This window comes from Marinilactibacillus piezotolerans (genome assembly GCF_900169305.1).
In the GTDB taxonomy this organism is placed as follows: domain Bacteria; phylum Bacillota; class Bacilli; order Lactobacillales; family Carnobacteriaceae_A; genus Marinilactibacillus; species Marinilactibacillus piezotolerans_A.
Window position 1 is genome coordinate 179,811 of record NZ_FWDP01000004.1, and the last position, 18,827, is coordinate 198,637.

Genomic DNA, 18,827 nt, shown 5'->3' on the forward strand with positions numbered 1-18,827 from the left:
GTCAAAAGGAAGAGCTTTTTTTGTGCGGTTTATGGTATGATTAATACGAATGTATGTTTAGTTTCGAAAGGGGAACCACAATGCCTGATAATAAATTTCAATTAAATTCCGTCTATCAGCCGAGCGGTGATCAGCCTGAAGCGATCAAAAAACTAATAAAGGGGATAAAAGCCGGACAAAAAGAACAGGTACTCCTTGGAGCCACAGGTACAGGGAAGACTTTTACCATGTCCAATGTAATCCAAGAGGTAAATAAACCAACACTGGTTATTGCACATAACAAAACCTTAGCCGGACAATTATATTCGGAGTTCAAAGAATTTTTCCCAAATAATGCCGTTGAATATTTTGTCAGCTACTATGACTACTACCAACCAGAAGCTTATGTTCCATCTACAGATACTTTTATTGAAAAAGATGCTTCGATCAATGATGAGATCGATAAGTTGAGACACTCTGCGACGAGTTCTCTTTTAGAAAGAAGAGACGTCATTGTAGTCGCTTCAGTTTCTTGTATCTATGGTTTGGTTAACCCTAAAGATTATGAAGAACACGTGCTGTCTTTAAGAGCAGGGATGGAAATTAGTCGGGATGCTGTTTTAAGAAGATTAGTGGACATGCAATTTGAACGAAACGATATAGATTTCCAGCGGGGAAGATTTCGTGCACGCGGAGATATTGTTGAAATCTTTTTAGCTTCCAGAGAAAGCGAAGCCGTTCGTGTGGAATTTTTCGGTGATGAGATTGATCGGATTAGAGAAGTAGATGTATTGACTGGGGAAGTTAAAGCAGACTTATCACATGTGGCGATTTTTCCTGCAACCCACTTTGTTTCTAATGATGAACAGACAAGATCTGCCATTGATTCGATCAAAACAGAATTAGACAGCAGACTCAAAGAATTGAATGAGGATCATAAGTTACTGGAAGCACAGCGACTGGATCAGCGAACCCATTATGATATTGAGATGCTGATGGAAATGGGCTATTGCTCCGGGATTGAAAATTATTCCAGACATATGGATGGCAGAAAGCCCGGAGAAGCACCTTATACACTGTTGGATTTCTTCCCTGAAGATTCTTTGTTTGTTGTGGATGAGTCGCACATTACGATGCCTCAGATCCGCGGAATGTATAATGGTGACCGTGCCCGTAAGCAACAATTAGTTGAGCACGGCTTTAGGCTGCCGAGTGCACTGGACAACCGTCCTTTGAGATTAGAAGAGTTCGAAGAACGTGTTCCACAAATTACGTATATCTCTGCAACACCAGCAGATTATGAAATCAGCAGAGCTTCCCAGGTTGTCGAACAAATCATCAGACCGACTGGGTTACTGGACCCAATTATTGAGGTGAGACCGATTGAAGGCCAAATTGATGATTTGATTGAAGAAGTCAACCTGCGTATTGAAAAAAATGAACGAGTCTTTATTACAACACTTACTAAGAAAATGGCTGAAGATTTAACCGACTACCTTAAAGAAGTCGGGATAAAAGTTCAATACCTGCACAGTGATATCAAGACGTTAGAGAGAACGCAGATTATTCGCGACTTGAGAGTCGGTAAGTTTGATGTATTGATTGGAATCAACTTGCTGCGGGAAGGGTTGGATGTCCCAGAAGTTTCAATGGTGGCTATTCTTGATGCAGATAAAGAAGGATTTTTAAGAAGTACACGTTCACTGATTCAGACAATTGGACGAGCAGCGCGTAACGAGAACGGCAGAGTTATCATGTATGCAGATAAGCGGACAGACTCTATGAATATGGCGATAGAAGAAACCGAGCGTCGTCGTGAGATTCAAGAGGAGTACAACCGCGAACATGGAATTACTCCGAAAACAATTAAAAAAGAAGTACGCGATCTAATTCAAATTTCTACGGTAGTTGAAGATGGCGAAGGGTTATCGGAAGACAGCGTCAAGAAATTATCAAGAGAAGAAAGAAGAGAACTGATTGAAACGATGGAGCTGGAAATGAAGCAAGCTGCAAAAGAGCTTGATTTCGAAAAGGCTGCTCAGCTGAGAGATGTCGTAATGGAAATCAAAACAAAGTTCTCCAAATAACAGTGTTGACTTTCACAAGCGAAACCTGTAGAGTAAATTTAAAGTTAATCGATATCCTTTAAAAAGTAGTCCAGTGAGGCTGATAAGGAGCAAAAGCGTTCAATACAGCATTGATCTAAATCAGTGCGATTGAAAATATAGGAGCAGAATCTATTCTGCATCTATATCTAATCCTGAATATATTTTGGGAAGCTCTCTTATCTAATATGGATAAGGGAGCTTTTTTTAATCATTCGATTGCCGACTCCAAGGGTCGTTAACTGACAGTGCAAAACGAAATGGAGGTATTCTGATGGAAAAACAGGTGCAAGAAATCGAATTAATGAATGAAGAAGCAGTTAAACGAGCTTTGACCCGAATTACGTATGAAATTATAGAGAAGAATAAAGGAGTGGAGGATTTAGTCATTCTGGGCATCAAAACCAGAGGCGTATACTTAGCACACAGAATAGCGCAGAGAATGGAACAGTTGGAAGGTCGGCCGGTAGAAGTAGCTGAACTGGATATTTCAAATTATAGAGATGATCAGCAGTCTCTTGCTTCTGCTCATAAACCTGATCTGAACTGCACTGTACAAGGGAAAAAAGTCGTGATTGTAGATGATGTATTGTATACCGGAAGAACGATCAGGGCAGCGTTGGATGCGATCATTGATCAGGGAAGACCAAAAAGAATCTACCTGGCAGTACTCATTGACCGAGGCCACCGCGAGCTGCCGATCAGAGCGGATTTTATTGGAAAAAATATTCCGACTTCCAGCGAAGAAGACATTAAAGTTTCTTTAACAGACATAGATGAAAAAGATCGTGTGACTATTCATAAACCAACTCAATAACTGCCGAACTTTAAAAGTTGTCCAGAGAGGCATCAAAGGTCGCAGGCAAACATGCATCTCTTCTCTTTCATTAAGAGAATGAGTCTGTCTTTTTACACTGGTAAAAGTAGACGATGATTGCCTACAGCTTTTAGACCTGATGCCTCTTTACATCAGGTCTTTTTTTAGCGAAAAGAAAGGAAGCGACTATGGTTAATCGTCACAAGATAAAACATCCTAATCATTTTTTGTCACTGAATGCACTATCAGAAAAGCAGTTATTTCAACTTATTGAACGGGCCGTTCATTTTAAGAAACATCCGTTTACTGAGAAAAAACGACATTCACTGTATGCAATAAATTGTTTTTTTGAAGACAGTACACGTACACATAAAAGTTTTGAGATGGCAGAAAGAAAACTAGGTATGCAGCTTTTGGATTTTCACCCTTCAACCAGCAGTGTGAAAAAAGGGGAAAGCTTGTTTGACACAGTAATGACACTTCAGGCAATCGGAGTAGATCTGATTGTGATACGCCATCCGCAAGAAGCATTCTATGAAGAACTTATTCAATCTCCTTTATTGACCAGTTCCATTGTTAACGGAGGGGACGGATCTGGAGAACACCCTAGCCAGTCTCTGCTGGATTTGATGACCATTTATGAAGAATTTCATACTTTTAAAGGAGTGAAAGTCGCGATAGCTGGAGATTTAATCCATTCACGGGTCGCAAGAAGCAATGGTCGGATACTTAAAAAACTCGGTGCTGAAGTATGGTTTACGGGCCCTGAGGCTTGGATGGATCCCTCTTACGAAACCTTCGGATCATATGCGCCGATGGATGATCTGGTAGGAAAGGTAGATGTAATGATGCTGCTGCGAGTACAGCACGAACGGCATAAAGAAAGTCATTCGGCTTTTTCAAAAAAAGGATATCTATCAGAGTATGGGTTAACTTCTGACAGAGAACAGAAAATGAAATCAGATGCCATTATTATGCACCCGGCACCGGTTAATCGCGATGTCGAGATTGCGTCAAACCTAGTCGAAAGCAGTCGTTCTCGTATATTTAAACAAATGGAAAACGGCGTTTATGCCAGAATGGCTATTATCGATTCACTACTGCAATGATCACAGGAGGAGACTTATGACATTACTGATAAAAGAGGCGCAACTCTTAAATACTGAGCTGGGTCAATTGACTGACATCTATATAGAAAACAAAACGATTAGTGCCATTGGTCAGGATCTACCGTATGAAGCAGATACTGTACTGGAGGCGAAAGGAAAATTAGTGACAGCCGGATTGATTGATGTGCATGTGCATCTGAGAGAGCCCGGATTTGAATACAAGGAAACGATTGAAACAGGCAGCAAAGCAGCGGCTAAAGGCGGATTTACTACAATTTGTGCTATGCCGAATGTCAATCCGGCGCCTGATACTGTTGAAGCTCTACAGAATATACAAAATATCATACAAAGAACCGCCGCAGTGAAAGTTAAACCTTACGTACCAATCACTAAAGATCTGACTTCAGATGAATTGACTGATCAATCTGCTCTGAAAAAAGCAGGGGCATTTGCATTCACAAATGATGGAGTAGGGGTTCAGACAGCGGCTACTATGTATTTAGCCATGCAAACAGCAGCGAAACTCAACGTGCCGATCGTTGCGCATACAGAAGATAACTCCTTATTGTTTGACGACGGCGGTGTCATGCACGAAGGCAAGCGAAATCAGGAACTGGGTCTGCCGGGAATGTCTCAACTAACGGAATCAACACAAATTGCAAGAGATGTTCTGTTGGCTGAAGCAACCGGTGTTCACTATCACGTTTGTCACGTATCAGCGAAAGAAAGTGTAAGAGTCATCAGAGATGCTAAAAAAGCAGGCATCAATGTAACAGCAGAAGTAACACCGCATCACTTGCTGCTTTGTGAAGAAGATATTCCAGCTGATTCAAGTCTTTATAAAATGAATCCACCGTTAAGAAGTCGATCAGATCAAGCAGCATTACTCGAAGGACTGCTTGACGGGACTATTGATATGATCGCAACAGATCATGCACCACACAGCGAAGCGGAAAAAAAAGGCTCAATGATAGGTTCTCCATTTGGGATTATCGGCAGCGAAATTGCCTTTCCCCTTTTATATACTTATCTGGTCAAAACTGGAAAAGTTTCATTGAAACAATTGATAGACTGGATGACCGTTAATCCGGCTCAAACATTCTCGCTGGGGACTGGAAAGATTACAGTCGGGTCAATGGCTGATATAGCCTGTTTTGATTTAGAGCAAAAGAACAGCATCGAAAAGGACTTCTTTCACTCTAAATCGTCTAATACGCCCTTTATAGGTTGGACGATTTATGGTGCAGCAGCGTTTACGGTCGTCAATGGACAAGTGGTCTATCAGGAGGGGAAATAAGTGAAAAGAAGAATGCTTGTATTAGAAGACGGAAATGTTTTTAAAGGATACGGTTTTGGATCGGAAAAGGAAACAATCGGAGAAGTTGTTTTTAATACAGGAATGACGGGGTATCAAGAATCCATCACAGATCAGTCCTATAACGGTCAGCTTTTGACCTTTACCTACCCGTTGATTGGGAACGCCGGCATCAACCGCGACGATTATGAATCAATCTTTCCAACAATCAAGGCTGTGATTGTAAAAGAGTTTGCCAGAGTTCCTTCAAACTGGCGCAGCCAGATGAATTTAGATGAATGCTTAAAAGAAAAAGGCATTCCGGGGCTGACAGGCGTGGATACTAGAAGACTGACACGTGTAATTAGAGAACATGGTGCAATGAAGGCGCTGCTTACAGACACAGATTCATCAATCGAGGAATGTCTTCAAAGAGTACGATCGAAAAAACTGCCGACCAACCAAGTTGCCCAAGTATCAACGACACGACCGTACGTCAGTCCGCAAAATGGCAGAAAAGTAGTAGTAATTGACTTTGGCTTAAAACACAGTATTTTGCATGAATTGAATAAACGGGCTTGTCATGTCATGGTACTGCCTTTCGATACGTCGGCTGAAACGATTCTGAACTTGAATCCTGATGGGGTTATGCTGACGAATGGACCGGGAGACCCGACGGATTTACCCGACGTTATTGAAATGATAAAAGAACTTCAGCCGCAAATACCGATTTTTGGTATTTGTTTAGGGCACCAGCTGCTGGCTCTAGCCAATGGTGCAAAAACATATAAGATGGATTTTGGGCACAGAGGGTTTAATCATCCAGTCAGAGAAATCGCCACTGGCAAAATCGCTTTTACTTCTCAAAATCATGGATATGCTGTTGCGGCAGACTCCGTTGATCCAAAACGATTAAGCGTTACACACGTTGAAATCAATGACGGAACAGTGGAAGGACTGAAGCATCGTGCTTACCCGGTATTCAGTGTTCAGTATCATCCAGATGCTGCTCCGGGGCCGCATGATGCAGCCGATTTGTTCGACCAATTTATTGAAGTGATGGATGCACAGAAAGCGGGGATGATTCATGCCTAAACGACAGGATATCAAAAAAATATTAGTTATTGGATCCGGACCGATCATTATTGGACAAGCTGCAGAATTTGATTATGCAGGGGCACAAGCCTGTCTGGCGCTCAGAGAAGAAGGCTATGAAGTCGTACTGGTCAACTCTAATCCAGCTACGATTATGACAGACAAAGAAATCGCCGATAAAGTTTATCTGGAGCCGCTGACTTTAGAATTTGTTTCTAAAATCCTCAGAAAAGAACGGCCGGATGCAATCCTGCCAACATTGGGCGGCCAGATGGGATTGAATATGGCGATTGAACTGGATAACAGCGGCATCATAGCAGAACTGGGCATTGAACTGCTGGGTACGAAATTGTCAGCTATCAATAAAGCAGAAGACAGAGAGCTGTTCAGAGCTTTGATGCGAGAATTGAATGAGCCGGTCCCGGATAGTGAAATCGTGCATACAGTGGATGAAGCTCTCGACTTCGCCGGTCAAATCGGCTATCCGCTGATCGTGCGTCCTGCCTTTACGATGGGCGGTACAGGCGGCGGTTTATGCGACAATGAAGCAGAATTGAGAGAAATTGTTGCAAACGGCATAAAACTTTCTCCGGTACATCAGTGCCTAGTCGAAAGAAGTATTGCCGGTTATAAAGAAATAGAATATGAAGTGATGCGGGATCATGCTGATAATGCCATAGTAGTCTGTAATATGGAAAATTTTGACCCAGTTGGGATTCATACAGGTGATTCGATCGTCTTTGCTCCGAGCCAGACACTGACAGATAAAGAGTATCAGCTGTTGAGAGACGCTTCCTTGAAGATTATTCGGGCGCTTGAAATTGAAGGCGGATGTAACGTTCAGCTTGCTTTAGATCCTCAAAGTTTTAATTACTACATTATTGAAGTGAATCCAAGAGTCAGTCGTTCTTCGGCATTGGCGAGTAAAGCGACCGGATATCCGATTGCAAAACTGGCAGCTAAAATTGCGGTCGGTCTGACACTGGACGAAATGAAAAATCCTGTTACTGAAACAACCTATGCTCAATTTGAACCAGCTTTGGATTATGTCGTTGCAAAGATCCCAAGATGGCCGTTTGATAAATTCGCAACTGGAGACCGTACCTTAACAACGCAAATGAAAGCAACAGGTGAAGTGATGGCGATTGGAAGGACTATTGAAGAAAGTTTGTTGAAAGCTGTCCGGTCTTTGGAAGTCGGTGCTCAGCATATTGAGTTGCCTGAATGTGCAGATCTGCCTGATCACCAATTGATCGATAAAATCGTAAAAGCCGAAGATGAACGCTTATTTTATCTAATGGAGGCTATTAGAAGACAGTATCCAATTGAAGAACTGGCACAGCTGACCAAGATAGATCTGTTCTTTATGGATAAACTCCTGCACATTGCAGAAATCGAGAATACTTTAAAACAGTCAGTATTTGATGCCGATACACTGCGATATGCTAAGCAATATGGCTTTTCGGATCAGGCAATCGCTGATCGCTGGGGTTGTACAGCAGAAGAAGCCGCCCAACTCAGAAAGAAAAATCAGCTCACACCTGTTTACAAAACAGTTGATACTTGTGCTGCGGAATTCCAATCTTCTACACCTTACTTATATAGTACTTATGAAGAGGAACAGGAAAGTATCGTTACAGAAAAGCCATCTATCTTAGTACTCGGCTCTGGTCCTATCCGAATCGGTCAAGGCGTTGAATTTGATTATGCTACTGTCCATTCAGTTAAAGCGATTCGCCAAGCAGGGTATGAAGCGATCATCATGAATAATAATCCAGAAACTGTTTCAACAGACTTTTCAATTTCGGACAAGTTGTATTTTGAACCATTAACAGTGGAAGATGTCATGAATGTCGTTGAACTAGAGAATCCAAAAGGCGTCATCGTACAATTCGGCGGACAGACAGCCATCAATTTAGCTGAGCCGCTGGAAAGACGTGGTGTGAACATTTTAGGAACGACGGTGGAAAATCTGGATCGTGCTGAAAATCGTGATTCATTTGAAAAATCGTTAAAAGAACTAGGGATTCCGCAGCCAGAAGGAGATACAGCCAGAGCAGAAACGGAAGCTTTAGAGATTGCTGAGCGTATTGGATATCCTGTGCTGGTAAGACCGAGTTATGTATTAGGCGGGCGCGGAATGCAGATTGTAGATAATGCGCAAGATCTGATGACGTATGTACGAGGTGCAGTCAAGCTTTCGACAGAACATCCCATATTGATCGATCGCTACCTCATTGGGAAAGAAGTCGAAGTGGATGCAATTTGTGATGGTGAAACTGTCTTGATTCCTGGAATCATGGAACATATCGAAAGATCAGGGGTCCATTCTGGGGATTCTATGGCTGTCTATCCTCCGCAAGCCTTGTCTGACAATGTTATCGAGAAAATTATAGATTATACACAAAAACTGAGTATCGGTTTAGACTGCATCGGATTAATGAATATCCAGTTCGTTGTGCATGATCAGACTGTTTATGTCATTGAAGTGAATCCGCGTGCTAGTCGTACAGTACCTTTCTTGAGCAAAGTAACCAATATTCCAATGGCACAAGTAGCGACAAAAATTATTCTAGGACAGTCGTTAAAAGACCAAGGTTACCAAAACGGATTGCATAAGCCGGGAAATGGAGTCCATGTTAAAGCGCCTGTGTTCAGTTTTTCCAAGCTGCATAAAGTGGATGCTTCGTTAGGACCAGAGATGAAATCAACAGGGGAAGTAATGGGCAGTGACCATACGATGGAAAAAGCATTGTATAAAGCCTTTGAAGCAGCCGGGACACATTTGCTGGATCATGGAAAAGTATTATTTAAAATAACCGATGAAGACAAAAAAGAAGGACAATTATTAGGCAAACGGTTTGCGGAAATTGGCTACACGATTATTGCAACAGCAAAAACCGCAGAGATATTTGAGGAAAAAGGCCTTTCGGTACAGAAGATAGAAGGCAAAGGTCAGAAAAATGTAGAAGAATCAGTGCTGGATCTGATTACGAATCAGGAAGTTGATCTAGTGATCAATACAATTGGAAAAAATGCAGCGGCCATTAATGATGGTCTGTACATTCGAAAAGCTTCTATTGAAAAAGGGATACCTTTAATGACTTCTCTGGACACTGTATCAGCTGTTTTAAGAGTGCTGGAGTCCAGATCTTTTTCTACTTTGGCATTATGAAATAAAAAAATGAATTAAAAATGGAGGAATGGATATGGGACAATTAACAGTAACATTACCCGGACTGAGAATGAAAAACCCGATCATGCCGGCAAGCGGTACATTCGGATTTGGAGATATGTACCAAGACCTATATAATTATAATAAACTGGGAGCTTTAGTCCTGAAATCTACAACCGAACATCCTCGAAAAGGAAATGAAGATCCAAAATTCCACCCTTTAAGAAGCGGCGTATTAAATGCAGTAGGATTAAAAAACCCTGGTGTCGATAAAGTGATTTCCGACAAACTGCCCAAATTGGCTCACTATGAAACACCGATTATAGCAAGTGTCGCTGGAGCAACAGTGGAAGAATTTGTAACTGTAGCTGAAAAGCTCTCTCAAAGCCAATTGATCTCTGCCTTGGAAATCAATGTGTCTTGTCCGAATGTGAAAGAAGGCGGATTGACGTTTGGAACAAACCCTGCAGTAGTGCAAGAAATCACTGAAAAAATCAAGCAAGTTACAATACTGCCGATCTATATCAAACTGACACCGAATGTTACAGACATTGTGAAAATCGCAAAAGCTGCTGAAGCTGGTGGTGCAGATGGAATCAGCTTGATCAACACTGTGCTGAGTATGAATTTTGATGTGCAGACTCGAAAACCGGTACTGGGTAATGGAATGGGCGGCTTATCTGGAGAAGGCATTTTCCCGATTGCTGTACGCATGGTTTATCAAGTAGCACAAGCGGTTGATCTGCCAATTATCGGCATGGGCGGCGTCCGCACCACAGATGATGTGATCCAGATGTTTCTAGCGGGGGCATCTGCTGTAGCAATCGGAACAGCGACGTATAAAAATCCGCTGGTTATGAATCAAATCATCGAAGAACTACCAGTCAGATTAAATGAATTAGGGGTCAGTTCAATTGAACAGCTGATTGCTGATGTGAAAAGAGCGAAAGTACATGGATAATAAACCGATTATTGCTTTAGATTTTTCAACAAAACAGGAAGTACGTAAGTTCCTTGAACAATTTCCTTCAGAATCCCTGAATTTGAAAATCGGGATGGAATTATTTTATCAGCAGGGACCTGAGATGCTGTATGAACTTAAAACACAAGGACATGACTTGTTTTTGGATATCAAACTGCATGATATCCCGACCACTGTTCGCAAAGCGATGAAAGGACTTGCTTCTTTAGGAGTAGATATGGTCAATCTTCATGCAGCCGGCGGCAGAAAAATGATGGAAGCAGCGAAAGAAGGACTAACGGCAGGTACACCGGCTGGTCAGAACTCGCCGATCCTGCTGGCCGTTACTCAATTAACGAGTACAACAGAACAGATGATTCAAGAAGAACAGCGTCTTGCCTGTTCATTAGAAGAGAGTGTCCTACACTATGCTGAATTGGCGAAAGCATCTGGTGCAGATGGTGTTGTCTGTTCAGTTCTGGAAGCAGAAAAGATCAAAAAGACGATTGCACCGACATTTTATAGAGTAACCCCTGGAATCAGATTGGCCAAGGATGATACAAACGATCAGCATCGAGTAGCTGATCCAAAAACAGCAAGGATATCTGGTGCAAGCCATATTGTTGTTGGACGCACCATTACACAGTCAACCGTTCCTTTTAAAACGTATCAAACAGTTTTAAAAGAATGGAAGGGAGAATAATATGAATCATTCATTTGAAGTAGCAAAAGCTTTACTATCTATCGGTGCTGTTTCTATACAGCCCAATGACCCCTTTACATGGACAAGCGGTATGAAAAGCCCGATCTACTGCGATAATCGTATTACAATGAGCTATCCTGAAGTCAGAAGAAGCATTATTCAAGGGTTTGCAGCTCTGATCAAAGAGCGATTTCCTGAAGCAGAAGTGATTGCTGGCACAGCCACTGCAGGCATACCGCATGCTGCCTGGCTTGCTCAGGAGCTGGATCTGCCGATGGTCTACATTCGCAGTGCAGCAAAAGAACATGGAAAAGGCAAGCAGATTGAGGGTGTATTTGAGCCGGGAGCTAAGATGGTTGTGATCGAAGATCTGATATCAACAGGCAGCAGTGTGATCAATGCGGTCCAGGAAGCACGCAGTGAAGGGGCTGAAGTTCTCGGAGCAGCAGCTATTTTTACGTATGAACTGCCAATCAGCTTCCAGGCTTTCCAGGATCTTGGAATTGAGTTCTATACCATTACGAATTATACAACACTGATTGACTGTGCGCTGGAGTCAAAACAGATTGAACAAAAAGATATGAAGCGTTTGGAAGAATGGAAAAAGGATCCGAAAAGTTGGCATTGACACTTGCTTTTTGTACTAAAATGCTGTAACCTTAATCAAGTGCTATTGGGCCGGAAAGTGTTTAAAGCTGAATGGTTTAATAGAACAAAGTCCGTTACTTGGATAGGCGTTTCACCAGCGTTATCTCAGTAGCCGGAGTCAAAAAAAGAGAAAGAGGTGTAGTGAAATGGCAGTATCAAAAGAACAAAAAACACAAATCATGACTGATTATGCTCGTCACGAAGGAGATACTGGTTCTCCAGAAGTACAAATCGCAGTTTTAACAGCTGAGATCAATGAATTAAACGAGCACGCAAGAGTACACAAAAAAGATTTCCACTCTATGCGCGGGTTGATGAAAAAAATCGGACACCGTCGTAACTTGTTAGCATATCTTCGTAATAAAGATATTACTCGTTACCGCGAATTGATCCAACGTCTAGGTTTACGTCGTTAATAAAAAGCTATATAGACCGCTTAGTTATGCAAGATAAATGGATCGCGGCCAGCTTTTTAGCAGCCTGATCAAATCTTAATAACAAATCTGGATTTATATGCTGGATTTTATGTATAATAAAAAGCGGGATTCTCTGGAATCTCGCTTTCTTTATCGTTAAAATGAAACTGCAGGAAGTTTCAGTTCTCTACTATGCAAATGTGAGGGTTTAATCAGTGATTAAATAATGACATTTGTTTAGTAGAATGGGCTTCCTGACAACTTATGCTCAAAGGAGATTATAATGTCAGATAAAAAAGTATTTACGTCGACGATCGGCGGCAGAACACTGACCGTTGAAGTTGGTCAACTAGCAAAACAGGCGAACGGAGCTGCATTGATCAGATATGAAGACACTGTTGTATTAACGGCAGCTGTTGCAAGCAGTCAAGCCAGCGACCGTGATTTCTTCCCGTTAATGGTTAGTTATGAAGAAAAAATGTATTCAGTAGGAAAAATTCCTGGAGGATTCATCAAGCGTGAAGGACGTCCTTCAGAAAATGCAACCTTGACAGCTCGTCTGATCGATAGACCTTTACGTCCTATGTTTGCTGAAGGTTTCCGTAATGAAGTTCAAATTACAAACACAGTTATGTCAGTAAACCCTGACAACTCTCCAGAAATGTCAGCAATGTTCGGTTCATCATTAGCGTTGTCTATCTCAGATATTCCATTCAACGGCCCGATTGCAGGGGTTAATGTTGGGAGAGTTAACGGAGAATTATTGATTAACCCTACAGAAGCACAAACTGCTGAGTCAGATATCCACTTAACGGTTGCGGGAACAAAAGAAGCCATCAACATGGTGGAAAGCGGCGCAGAACAAGTATCTGAAGAAGATATGCTGGAAGCACTCTTATTCGGACACGAAGCCATCAAAGAATTAGTCGCTTTCCAAGAAGAAATTGTTGAAGCGGTCGGACAAGAAAAAATGGAAGTCATTTTATCTGTTCCTAACGAAGAACTTAAAGCTGAGATCGTTGCTGCATACAATGATGAAATGAAAGCTGCGATCCAAACGTTTGATAAACAAGAACGTGCAGAGAAAACAGAAGCTGTTAAACAAGACATTATCAGCACGTATGAAGAGAAATATGCAGATCACGAAGATGCTGCAAGCATTTTAAAAGATGTAAAAGCCATTGCCTCTGGGATGGAAAAAGATGAAGTACGTCGTCTGATCACTAAAGAAAATGTTCGTCCAGACGGTCGTAAAGTGGATGAGATTCGTTCATTAGAGTCAGAAGTTTCTATTTTACCGCGTGTTCACGGCTCGGGGCTATTCACCCGCGGCCAGACGCAGGCACTTTCTGTCGCAACTCTGGCACCATTGAACGAACATCAGATTATTGACGGGTTAAGCAGTGAAGACAGAAAACGATTCATTCACCACTATAATTTCCCGCAATTTTCAGTAGGAAGTACTGGACCTGTCAGAGGACCGGGACGTCGTGAAATCGGACACGGAGCTTTAGGAGAAAGAGCATTGGCTCAAGTTATTCCAAGCGAAGAAGAATTCCCTTATACAATTCGTCTAGTAGCAGAAGTACTTGAATCTAATGGATCATCTTCACAGGCAAGTATCTGTGCGGGTACCTTAGCTTTAATGGATGCCGGAGTTCCGATCAAAGCTCCTGTTGGCGGTATTGCTATGGGACTGGTTATGGAAGGCGACGATTATACCGTATTGACGGATATCCAGGGTCTTGAAGATCACTTAGGCGATATGGACTTTAAAGTTGCAGGAACTCGAGAAGGAATTACTGCATTGCAGATGGATATCAAAATTGAGGGAATCACTAAAGAAATTTTAGTTGAAGCTTTAACGTCAGCTAAAAAAGCTCGTCTTGAGATCCTGGACAATTTAGAAGCAACGATTGAACAGCCGCGTACAGAGTTAAGCCAATACGCTCCGAAGATTGAATCAATCAAGATCAAACCTGAACAAATCAAAGTTGTGATTGGTAAAGGTGGAGACACCATCAACGGTATTATTGACGAAACTGGCGTTAAAATTGATATCGATGAAGAAGGTAATGTGGCAATCTACGGTGTTGATGCATCAGCTATCAAACGTGCGGTAGAAATTATCGAAGAGTTGACGGAAGAAGTTGTCGTTGGGAAAGTTTACAATGGAACAGTCAAACGTGTTGAAAAATTCGGTGCCTTTGTAGAAATTATTAAAGGGAAAGACGGACTGGTTCACGTTTCTGAATTATCCGACAAGTACGTTAAAAATGTTGAAGATATTGTTTCTATAGGGGACAAGTTAGAAGTTAAAGTAACAGAAATCGACAAAATGGGTCGTGTAAATCTTTCTAGAAAAGCTGTACTAGAAGCAGACGCTTCAGACTCTGAGAGCGAATCTAAGTAATTTTTATTTAGTCAAATATCGGCTGGGACAAAAACAGCAACCTGGCTAATGAAAAAATAACCGAGCGGAACTGTACATGAGTACAATACTGCTCGGTTTTTTCTATCTTATCCTTTTATTTTATTATTTATTTTAGTCTCATTATTCAAAGTTTTGATTTAATAGGGATTTACTTTTCAGTTCGGGTTGTCTCCTGCTTTTTTTGCTTAAAATAAATTACTTATAGATACCCATGTTCACCACGGATAGAATAATGGGTAGAGGTCAGTACTTCAGTCTCGGAATTATCCAGGTACTTCACTACTAAACCACCCGTTTCATTAATGGTTTGAATTAATGCTTTTCGATGATTCTGGTCAGCAGAGTGTGTGTCAATGATCCAGAAAGTATGACCAATCAGAGCAGAATGGCTGCGGCAACTATCTAAAAAATGGTTCGACTGGTGTGTTGTCAGCCACTCCGTATACAGCTGTTCGAATTTCTCGGCAAATCGTGCAATGATTAAATTTGGATCCACCGTACCCCTCACAACTTTCAGCGAACCGGCTTTCAATTTCAGTTCTTCTGAAAAATCTGTTTCTTCCAGATTAGTATTTATCCCAATTCCTATGATGATCCCTTCCAGGAAACTGCCGGAATATTCTGCTTCTGTCAATATGCCGGCTACCTTTTTGTTCTGAACAATGATATCATTCGGCCACTTGATTTTCGCCTCACAGTAAATTTCTAATGCAGAAACTAGCGCAGCAGCAGCTAATTGAGTCAGAAGGGAATAATCCAACAGTTGATCAGCCGGCTTCAAAAGCAAGCTCATGGAAACCGTTTTTCCAGCAGGAGAAGACCAGTTTCTTCCGAGTCGTCCCTTGCCGGAGTATTGCTGATGGGCTAAGACAAGAGTTCCTTCTTTCAAGTCTTTGACTTGATGTTTGATCCAATCATTTGTAGAGGGAATGGATTGATGCAGAAGAGTCGCTCTGCCGACAAAGCTTGTTGTTAACCTGCTATTAATGGCTGACCTGGACAATATTGGATTGATCAGCCGCACAAATTGACTTTGAACAATCACCGGCATATTGTCTGATACAATTTCTTTGATTACTTGCTCAACCGTTTGACAGTCAATACTAAACTGATTAGCTAGTTCTGAATATGAAACGGAAGCAGGAAAGCAATGATTGAGATAGTCTAATATCGTTTCTTTTAATGACACAAAAATACAAATCCCTTCTAACAACGAGCTATGCCCTGTAATTCACTTGCTAGTATACATAGATTATAATGAAATGTCGATAAATGAACAGATGGAACATTAGTAGGAAATAACAGATATCTATGCTATACTTAAAGCAGTGTAGAATGAACGGACGTAAGATCAATAGGTGGAATATCCTATAATAACTAAGTTGAACTATACGGAAATCAACTTTTAGAGGTGAAAAAATTGAGTAATATTAAGATTATTCCTCTTGGAGGAGTAAGAGAAAATGGTAAAAATTTATACGTGATTGAATCTGGTGAGGATTTATTCGTATTAGACTGCGGGTTAATGTACCCGGAAGATGAGCTGTTCGGAATCGATGCAGTCATTCCTGATTTTAGTTATCTTTTAGAAAATAAAGAACGGATTGCAGGAGTCTTTCTTTCTCACGGTCACGAAGATGCAATCGGTGCATTGCCGTACTTTTTAGATGTCTTCAACGTTCCAGTTTTTGGCTCTGAACTGACAATCGAACTTGCTAAACTATTTGTAAAAGAATCTAGTCGCGGCAACAAGTTTGACGACTATCACGTGATTGATGAACATACCGAAATCGACTTTCATGGAAATTCTGTCAAGTTCTTCAGAACAACGCACACGATTCCTGATTCAATGGGAATTTCTGTTAAAACAGCTGAAGGAAATATTGTTTATACGGGGAACTTTAAATTCGATCAAAGCGCGAGTGAAATTTACCGAACAGACTTTGCACAGATCACTGAGATCGGTAAAGAAGGCGTGCTTGCTTTATTAAGTGATTCCAATGAAGCCGAAAGCGTCGTAGAGAATGTTTCTGATAAAAGAGTTCAGGAAGAAGTTCTGGATATCTTCCAGGATACCAATAGCCGTATTATCGTTGCGGCTGTCGCGAGTAATATTTTAAGAATCCAGCAAGTATTGAATGCTGCGCATCAGTCTGGTCGAAAAGTCTTTATTACAGGACGCAACCTAGAAGCGATCATTAAAACAGCAATGGATTTGGATAAACTGACATTGCCGGATGAGCATTTAATTACACCTGTCGATAAAATCGATCAATATGATGATGAGCAGATTCTGATATTGGAAACAGGAGCTTCTGGCGAACCGATCAAGACATTAAATCGTATGGCCAGCGGCAGTCATGGGCAAGTGAATATCAAACCAGGCGATTTAGTCTTTATCGCAACAAGTCCATCTACCGCAATGGAAGTCACTGTAGCAGAAACAGAAAATCTGATTTATCGTGCAGGAGCCACTGTTAAACATATTTCAGATAATATGAAAGCTTCTGGTCACGGTACGCCGAATGATCTACAGTTGATGATCAATCTGCTGCGTCCACAATACTTTGTTCCTATTCAAGGAGAATATCGTATGCTGGCAGCACATGCTGACTTGGCCAATGAAACCGGCATTTCTAATTCGAATATCTTTATTTTAGGTAATGGAGATGTATTGGATTATCAAAAAGGCAAAATGACTCAGACAGGACAAGTTCCTGCTGACAATACGCTGATTGACGGAATCGGTATTGGCGATATCGGAAACATTGTTTTAAGAGACCGCAGATTGTTGTCTGAGGACGGAATCTTTGTGGCTGTAGTAACGATCGACAGAAAGAAAAAAACGATCGTCTCTGGTCCGCATATTGTAACAAGAGGGTTTGTTTTCGTTAAAGAAAGCCAGGATCTGATCAATGAATCAAACAGCATTGTAAAAGAGGTCGTCCGTAAAAATCTAGAACACAATGATTTTGACTGGGGATCAATTAAACAAGATATCCGAGAAGAACTTGGAAATCAATTATTTAAAAAAACCCGTAGACGTCCGATCATCTTACCTGTTATAATGGAAGTGAATCAAAATCGCCGATTTAATTAATCAAATGATTAAGTCGCACAACAATTAAACTATTGTACTAGGGGAGCCGGTAATACTGGCTGAGAGTAGGACTGTTAGTCCAGACCCTTTGAACCTGTTACGTTCGTACGTGCGTAGGGAGAGTACTTAAAAACAGCAGAGAGAATTCTCTCTCTCTCAAAAATGCTTTTTTGCTGTGATTAAAATCTATTCCACTCCTCCTCTAGTATAAATAGTGACTATAGGAGGAGTATTTTTATGCAAAACGGTCAATTAAGAATTTATTTGGAAGGAACATTATTTGCAGCGATTGCAATTATTTTATCTTTGATTCCGCTCGGGATCGGATCATCTTACAGTATATCGCTGGGAACGATTCCGCTGGCGTTTTATGCAGTCAGAAGAGGGTTGGTGCCTGGAATCTTTGCAGGATTCATTTGGGGGATTCTTCACTTCTTACTGGGAACGGCTGTAGTATTGACTTTCTGGCAAGCGACGATAGAATATGTAATTGCCTTTACTGTCTTGGGATTCACTGGGTATAACAGCAGCAAGATCCAGAAACTGATTAAAGAGAATCACATGGATAAAGCTGGCAGAGCCATTGTACTTGCAACCATTGTAGGCTCATTATTCAGATACTTTTGGCATTTTGTTGCAGGCGTAATTTTCTGGGGAGAATATGCGGTTTGGGGATTAGATCCTGTTACATTTTCTCTTCTGTTCAATGGCGCAAGTATGATTTCAACTATTGTCGTAACAGTCATTGTACTGTTGATTTTATTGAAACGTGCTCCCAGAATGTTCATTCCCCAAAGATAACCGGATAAATTAGAATAATAGAATACGCTGAAAAAAGACCTTTTAATAGAAGGTCTTTTTCATTGCATAAATTGGCAATATACAAAAAACTAGCGATGTCACTCTTGCGTATCGTATAATATATGTAGACGGGAAACAAAAAGATAGTGTACACTAGTTAGATATCACTATAGAAGTCTATTGTATTTAA

Annotated in this window: 14 protein-coding genes and 1 riboswitch; of the genes, 13 read left to right on the top strand and 1 reads right to left on the bottom strand. The window is 41.2% G+C overall.

The genetic code is table 11. The features are described 5' to 3' along the window. The first annotated feature begins 80 nt into the window (after positions 1-80). From uvrB to pnp, 11 genes are all read left to right on the top strand, one after another. The gene (uvrB, locus tag B6F02_RS04875) at positions 81-2,066 is read left to right on the top strand and encodes an excinuclease ABC subunit UvrB (protein WP_080146253.1); all 1,986 of its coding nucleotides are present in this window, start codon (positions 81-83) and stop codon (positions 2,064-2,066) included. A 292-nt stretch (positions 2,067-2,358) separates the two neighbouring features. After that, positions 2,359-2,901, top strand: a complete 543-nt coding sequence (gene pyrR / locus B6F02_RS04880) for a bifunctional pyr operon transcriptional regulator/uracil phosphoribosyltransferase PyrR (RefSeq protein WP_080146254.1) — start codon at positions 2,359-2,361, stop codon at positions 2,899-2,901. A gap of 188 nt (positions 2,902-3,089) precedes the next feature. Continuing rightward, on the top strand, positions 3,090-4,010 hold the full coding sequence (locus B6F02_RS04885; protein ID WP_080146255.1) for an aspartate carbamoyltransferase catalytic subunit: 921 nt from the start codon (positions 3,090-3,092) through the stop codon (positions 4,008-4,010). 16 nt (positions 4,011-4,026) lie between these two features. Beyond that, a complete protein-coding gene (locus B6F02_RS04890) occupies positions 4,027-5,307 on the top strand; it encodes a dihydroorotase (protein WP_080146256.1) in 1,281 nt (426 codons plus the stop codon). A gap of 12 nt (positions 5,308-5,319) precedes the next feature. After that, positions 5,320-6,399 carry a carbamoyl phosphate synthase small subunit gene (locus tag B6F02_RS04895; protein WP_080147377.1) on the top strand — a complete coding sequence of 360 codons (1,080 nt, stop codon included), beginning with the start codon at positions 5,320-5,322 and terminating at the stop codon, positions 6,397-6,399. Next, positions 6,392-9,574: a carbamoyl-phosphate synthase large subunit gene (gene carB / locus B6F02_RS04900; RefSeq protein ID WP_080146257.1), complete on the top strand. Its 3,183-nt coding sequence runs from the start codon at positions 6,392-6,394 to the stop codon at positions 9,572-9,574. Before B6F02_RS04895 ends, carB begins: the two co-directional genes overlap by 8 nt. A gap of 34 nt (positions 9,575-9,608) precedes the next feature. Then, positions 9,609-10,535, top strand: coding sequence for a dihydroorotate dehydrogenase (locus B6F02_RS04905; protein WP_143745220.1), 927 nt, complete (start codon positions 9,609-9,611; stop codon positions 10,533-10,535). Next, the gene (gene pyrF, locus B6F02_RS04910) at positions 10,528-11,238 is read left to right on the top strand and encodes an orotidine-5'-phosphate decarboxylase (protein WP_080146259.1); all 711 of its coding nucleotides are present in this window, start codon (positions 10,528-10,530) and stop codon (positions 11,236-11,238) included. The genes B6F02_RS04905 and pyrF overlap by 8 nt, the downstream gene beginning before the upstream one ends. A gap of 1 nt (position 11,239) precedes the next feature. Continuing rightward, a complete protein-coding gene (gene pyrE / locus B6F02_RS04915; protein ID WP_080146260.1) occupies positions 11,240-11,866 on the top strand; it encodes an orotate phosphoribosyltransferase in 627 nt (208 codons plus the stop codon). 166 nt (positions 11,867-12,032) lie between these two features. Continuing rightward, positions 12,033-12,302 (top strand): 30S ribosomal protein S15, encoded by a 270-nt coding sequence (gene rpsO, locus B6F02_RS04920; RefSeq protein ID WP_080146261.1) that lies wholly within the window; start codon positions 12,033-12,035, stop codon positions 12,300-12,302. Between the two features lie 283 nt (positions 12,303-12,585). Then, complete coding sequence (gene pnp, locus B6F02_RS04925) at positions 12,586-14,715, top strand: polyribonucleotide nucleotidyltransferase (protein ID WP_080146262.1); 2,130 nt, start codon at positions 12,586-12,588, stop codon at positions 14,713-14,715. 220 nt (positions 14,716-14,935) lie between these two features. Here the strand turns inward: pnp and B6F02_RS04930 are convergent, their stop codons facing one another. After that, positions 14,936-15,925, bottom strand: a complete 990-nt coding sequence (locus tag B6F02_RS04930; RefSeq protein WP_080146263.1) for a biotin--[acetyl-CoA-carboxylase] ligase — start codon at positions 15,923-15,925, stop codon at positions 14,936-14,938. Between the two features lie 231 nt (positions 15,926-16,156). Between B6F02_RS04930 and B6F02_RS04935 the strand changes: the two genes are divergently transcribed. After that, positions 16,157-17,836: a ribonuclease J gene (locus B6F02_RS04935; RefSeq protein WP_080146264.1), complete on the top strand. Its 1,680-nt coding sequence runs from the start codon at positions 16,157-16,159 to the stop codon at positions 17,834-17,836. A 29-nt stretch (positions 17,837-17,865) separates the two neighbouring features. After that, a riboswitch (TPP riboswitch) is annotated at positions 17,866-17,974 on the top strand. 99 nt (positions 17,975-18,073) lie between these two features. Next, the gene (gene thiT, locus B6F02_RS04940) at positions 18,074-18,637 is read left to right on the top strand and encodes an energy-coupled thiamine transporter ThiT (RefSeq protein WP_080146265.1); all 564 of its coding nucleotides are present in this window, start codon (positions 18,074-18,076) and stop codon (positions 18,635-18,637) included. Positions 18,638-18,827 lie beyond the last annotated feature (190 nt).